The organism is Neglectibacter sp. X4 (assembly GCF_009917365.1).
Taxonomy (GTDB): domain Bacteria; phylum Bacillota; class Clostridia; order Oscillospirales; family Acutalibacteraceae; genus Acutalibacter.
Genome location: NZ_QWLE01000095.1, coordinates 1 through 5,215, shown reverse-complemented (window position 1 = coordinate 5,215; position 5,215 = coordinate 1). Strand labels below are relative to the sequence as shown.

General features: G+C 46.5%; 6 protein-coding genes and 1 pseudogene. 2 read left to right on the top strand and 5 right to left on the bottom strand.

The features are described 5' to 3' along the window. The 4 genes and pseudogenes from D1841_RS16330 to D1841_RS16315 all read right to left on the bottom strand — a co-directional run. Positions 1–525: hypothetical protein (locus D1841_RS16330; protein ID WP_160644655.1), on the bottom strand; the 525-nt coding region annotated here is incomplete at its 3' end. A 253-nt stretch (positions 526–778) separates the two neighbouring features. Then, positions 779–1,330: a hypothetical protein gene (locus D1841_RS16325; RefSeq protein WP_160644654.1), complete on the bottom strand. Its 552-nt coding sequence runs from the start codon at positions 1,328–1,330 to the stop codon at positions 779–781. Continuing rightward, positions 1,327–1,977: a DNA methyltransferase gene (locus tag D1841_RS16320; RefSeq protein ID WP_160644652.1), complete on the bottom strand. Its 651-nt coding sequence runs from the start codon at positions 1,975–1,977 to the stop codon at positions 1,327–1,329. The genes D1841_RS16325 and D1841_RS16320 overlap by 4 nt, the downstream gene beginning before the upstream one ends. 457 nt (positions 1,978–2,434) lie before the next feature. Next, positions 2,435–3,145 (bottom strand): annotated as a pseudogene (locus tag D1841_RS16315) (MATE family efflux transporter); the annotation flags it as partial. 120 nt (positions 3,146–3,265) lie between these two features. Here D1841_RS16315 and D1841_RS16310 point away from each other — a divergent pair. After that, positions 3,266–3,790: a PadR family transcriptional regulator gene (locus D1841_RS16310; protein WP_160644650.1), complete on the top strand. Its 525-nt coding sequence runs from the start codon at positions 3,266–3,268 to the stop codon at positions 3,788–3,790. A 109-nt stretch (positions 3,791–3,899) separates the two neighbouring features. Here the strand turns inward: D1841_RS16310 and D1841_RS16305 are convergent, their stop codons facing one another. Beyond that, the gene (locus D1841_RS16305) at positions 3,900–4,793 is read right to left on the bottom strand and encodes a recombinase family protein (RefSeq protein ID WP_347564035.1); all 894 of its coding nucleotides are present in this window, start codon (positions 4,791–4,793) and stop codon (positions 3,900–3,902) included. Positions 4,794–5,057: 264 nt separating this feature from the next. On the opposite strand from D1841_RS16305, the gene D1841_RS16300 reads away from it, so the two are divergent. Further along, positions 5,058–5,215, top strand: a 158-nt coding sequence (locus D1841_RS16300; protein ID WP_207710195.1) for a replication initiator protein A, incomplete at its 3' end; no start/stop codon positions are given.

The following is a 5,215-nucleotide window of genomic DNA, read 5'->3' as shown; positions in this document are numbered from 1 at the left end:
TTCCAGTACCGCAACCCATGAACCCCGGCTTCCCCGACAACGGAAAGGGAAGGGTGGCCGTGTGTTAAATCGCCCACTACCAACTTTACAAACATCAGGGTTGTTTTGGACAAAAGCCGCTAAAGCGGCCCCGTGAAGCCGGTATATCTGTGAAATTGAAAAGTTAAGTTCAAAAGCAACCTTTTCCCATCGTTTCCCTTGCATATACCGGGCAATCAAGATATTTCTTTGGTCGAGATCATCAAGCCTTTCAATCCGCTCATATGTATCTTTTTTCCAGTTATCAAGGTCAACTATATCCTGCTGAATTTCCCGTTCAAGTTCATCAATCCGGGCAAAGGTTTCGGCTAACGCATCACCGGGGCCGGAAGTCTGCACCTTATCCGGCTTCAGTTCATAGCTTTGACTGGTCAGTCCCGCCCGAAGGGTGGCAATCGTAGACTTCAACCGGGCGATCAAGCGGTCAGTCTGCTGAACCCTATTCAGATACCGCTTGGCCGCTTGGATCAGTTCTTTATCGTTCATGGTACACATCCTTTCTTACATCTGTTCCATTAAAAAAGTCAAGAATATCAGTGTTTTCAAGGGTTTGGAACAGATGGAACAGATAAACGGGGCACTCTCTATATAATATATATCTATATATTATTTTTTTATTTTATTTTAAGTAATACTGGCATCTGTTCCATCTGTTCCATAGTCCAAAAATCCAGTAATATCAAGGGATTAAAGCGGAACAGATCACCCTATTTCATCTGTTCCGCAACTGTTCCAACCCCTACCGCTGAAGAATATGGGCGGCGATCATATCCGCTTGGTGTGTCCACAGCACATTAGGAAATTGACGAACTGCGGCGGTGTAATGGCTCCATTGTTCACGATCATCAAAAGCGCCCATATGCCAGCGAATACAGGCCACTTCTTCAGCGGTCAGCGGCATCCAAGGGGCCAGCATCAGAACAGACTTTTCCCCATGCCCGGTGTAAAGCTGATCCCGGCTGTCCCGGTGTTTCCAACTGTACTTTACCACCTTTGGTGTTCTTTCAGTGATAACCGGTTCATAGGCTTCCAGCTTGCACAGGTCATGAAACAGGCCCACAATCACCGGGGAACCGGGGCGATCCCATTTCAGGTGGTTCCGATCCGTCAGGATCAGCAGGGTTTCCGCCACGGCCAAGCTATGATTATACAAGCCGCCATCCTTGGCCCCGTGGAATTGGGTGGAAGCCGGAAGGGTAAAAAATCCGGCGTTTTTCAAAAATTTCTTGAAGTTTTCCGAAATTTCCACCCCGTTTGCGGTCAAAAGGTCGAAACAATCTTGAATTTTCATGGTGTTTTACCTCCAAAATCTGAATTTTCCACTTCATCCAGCCTATCACAGCAGATTTGAAAATAGCCGGGGTCAATCTCCCAACCTATGTAATGCCGCCCACTATTTACAGCCGCAACCGCCGTAGTGCCGCTCCCAAGAAACGGATCACAGATCACTTGGTCGGGTTCGCTGAACATTTCAATCAACTTTTGAACTAATTCCGTGGGCTTTTGCGTGGGGTGGTATCGTTTATCCTTGCTGTCAGTGATAAACCCCTGTTGCTTGAACACAATCCGCTTCACAGGCTTTTTGAACGTGGTATAGATCAACTCCCCATCCGCAAAAGGGTTTTGAAAGGCCACGTCCCCTTTCTTATCCCAAAATATCCAGCAGTTTGACGGTGGGAGTAAATGCCCAAAGTAGTTGCCGCCAAAAATAATCAGGTTCCGGGCAACTCTGAACATTTCACTGAACAATTCAGGGGGGGGGATCATGCCATCCCACCCCCCGGCATATCGCCGGTTCTTTGCGGCTCCAAACCCGTTTGTTCCCTTGTCCGCCTTTTTTCCATAGGGCGGATCAGTCAGAATCAGGTCAATGGCCTTGTCAGGCAGGGCCTTCAGCCCCACCAAACAATCCTGATTGAAAATGGTGTCAAGTTCCATCTGTCCCACCCCCATCAGGTTTTTTCCAGCGGCGGGGCGATTGCCCTAAAGCCCGTTCAAACTGTTTCCGCATACAGGAAGCAGTTTCATTCACCACTTCATTGATCATGTTCCAACATTCAGCAGTCAGGAGTCAGGAAAGCCCCAACCTGAACTTGGATGTTTTCGGGGGTGTCAGGAAAATAGGTCTTTACCATGGACAACGCCCGGTTTTCTAAATCCATCATCTGTATTCCCTCCCGGTTCTTTTATCCCGAATTTCAATTCTGTTTAGCAGTTCAAACCCGGCCAGCTGAATAATATACTTCAGCACAAAGATCAGGGTGTTCAGGCGCTTTTGCTGTTCCGTTTCTCCCCGGATCACAGGCTTCAAACCTTCATAGGCCGTAGGGTCTGCATATCCTTCCCCATTCTGCCAAGGTTTAGGCATCTGAATCACCTTCTTCCTTGTACCACGCATAATCTCTTTTGCAAAGCAACATTCTTTAATGCTGAAGCTGAACACGCTCTTTTTCCGGAGTATGTAACACACATAAACCAATGTGGAAACGATTTGAGAAATCGCTGTCGCAATCGCCGCGCCAGCTACGCCGAGGTTCAGTGCGTAGATGAAAACAGGGTCTAATATCACGTTCAGCACCGCGCCAGCCATTAGCGCACACATAGCCGTTTTCGCCGCCCCCTCGCTGGAAACGATGTTGTTCATGGTGACATTGAACACATTAAAAATGGAGAACACGATATAGATGCGTGTGTAAGTGATTGCATAAGGCATCACACTTTCGATTGCGCCAGCTTGTTCCAAAATCGGTTCCAGAAAGATAATAGAGAACAGGATCACGACTGCCCCAATGGAAACGCCGCTGTATATGGCTGTACTTGCTACCTTGTTCGCCGTGTCCTTATCGCCCCAGCCCAGCAGCCTGGATAGATAGGCGGCAGCGCCATTTCCGAACAGCAGGCCCAGGCCAACAACAATCTGTCCCAGGGGAAAGGCAACCGTGACCGCGCCCATGTGGTCGGTTCCCAGCCCGCCTACAAAATAGGTGTCTACCAAATTGTAGAGGGCGTTAATGAGCATACCAATCATCGTTGGGATGCCCAGTGCCAGGAGAGCTTTGGGAATGGGCGCGCTCCCCAAAAGCGCCATTTTTTTGTTTCCGTCCATAAATTGCTCCTTTCTCTTGACAGCCAGAGTCATGTGAAGTAGTATACTTTATAGTAGCTGCCAGTCAACACATACTACTATAATTTATAGTACTTGTCAAGTATGAAAGGGGAAATCTTCATGGCAACAATAGATTTGATTGTCCTTGGGATGCTTAAAAAGCAGCCGTTGAGTGCCTACGACATTCAAAAGCTGGTAGAATACCGCAACATTTCAAAATGGGTAAAAATCAGCACACCTTCCATCTATAAAAAGGTCATTCAGTTAGAAGAAAAGAGTCTGCTCCAGAGTGTCCTTGTGCGGGAGAATAATATGCCGGAAAAGGCGGTTTACTCGCTGACAGACAGCGGTGAACAGGAATTTGAACGGCTCATGAGAGAGCTTTCCGCCCAGCCTATCCGTATGTTTCTGGACTTTAATGCTGTGATTGTAAATCTGGACAGTGTTCCTTTGGAAATGCAAAAAACTTGCATTGACAGCATTGAAAAAAATGTGCAGGATTTGAAAACATATCTGGAAGAAAACCTTCGGGAAAAAGAAAATGCGCCGGAGGTTCCGGAAATCGGTATGGCGGTTTTGCGTCAGCAATTTGTCTTGGCTGAAACGATCGGAATTTGGATTGAGGAATTGAAAAAGCGATTTTAGGGGCTAATTCTCAAATGCGCAAAAGGGGCAGGAAACCACGCATTATTGTGGTTTCCTGCCCCTTTTTCTGTTATTTCATAGTGCAAGTGCAAAATGTCAGCAGCCCGCTTCACAATTTAATTTGTGGTCTTGTCCATATCAGTGACCTGTCTTTTCCAACCTTTGACGGCTGCTTAATTCCTGTCGCCTTCCGCTTTGCATGGACTTTCTGCCAGAGTTCCTCACTGACAATTCCTTCATGCTGTCCGTCCTCTAAAATATAATCATCAGTATGGACTTGCTTATATTCGTTTTTTGTTCCCTTAACCTTTTCCCGTGTCCTCCTGCCATAAGCAATTTTTCCACAGTAAACAGGATTGTCTAATATCTGCCGTATTAAATGATTGCTCCATGTTTCTAACTTTCCGTTCTGACGGGGTATTTTCTTTATGCCTTGCAGATTTAGGTATTTCGCAACACCACCAAGCCCTATATCTGAGTTCCCAAACTTTTCAAATATAATTCGGATTGCTTCTGCTTCGGTTTCCTCTATTAAAAGCTGATTGTCTTTCAAATAATATCCATATGGAGCAAAGCCGCCGTTCCACCCTCCCTGCCTTGCTTTTTCCCTGCGCCCGTTCATGGTCTGTTCAATGATATTTTCCCTCTCAATCTCTGCAACCGCTGACAGGACAGATATGAGCAGCTTTCCGCTTGTCTGGGATGAGTCAATCCCCTCTTCAATGCAGATAAGGTTTATCCCATAGGACTGAACAAATTCCAATGAATTTAAAATGTCTGCCGCATTTCTTCCAAAACGTGAAAGTTTATAGACAAGGATATACTCTATTTCCAATCCATTTTTTATGTCGGACAGCATTTTCTTAAATGCGGGTCGCCCCTCAATTGACTTCCCCGATTTTCCTGCATCTTCGTAGATGCCGACAACTTCCATTTCCTCACGGTCTGCAAACCGTTTCAAACTATTCTTCTGCCCCTCAAGGCTGTATCCGTCAACCTGCATCTCTGACGACCAGACGAATAGACGTAGAGGAAAACGCCGAGAAAAACAGGGAAAATGCCCGATTATCTGTCAAAACTCCGACAAAAAATGTAGAAAAAGTGGCCTACTCTGGCACACACCACAAAAAAACCGAATATCGAAACCACAAGCCGCGCAGTATCTGACGAACAATCAGCTACTGTGCGGCTTTTTTGTTTATAGATAACTCTGCCTTGGTGACGTAAATCACCGGGGCTTTTTTCATTTAGACAGGAGGCTTTGAAAATGCCGGAAACTTTGAATCTGAATTACTACTACGGGAATGAAGCCGACCAGTACAGCTTCTACCGCATCCCGAAAATTCTTTTGACCGACCGCCGCTACAAAGGCGTGTCGCTGGAAGCAAAGGTGCTGTATGGCCTGCTGCTTGACCGCATGGGGCT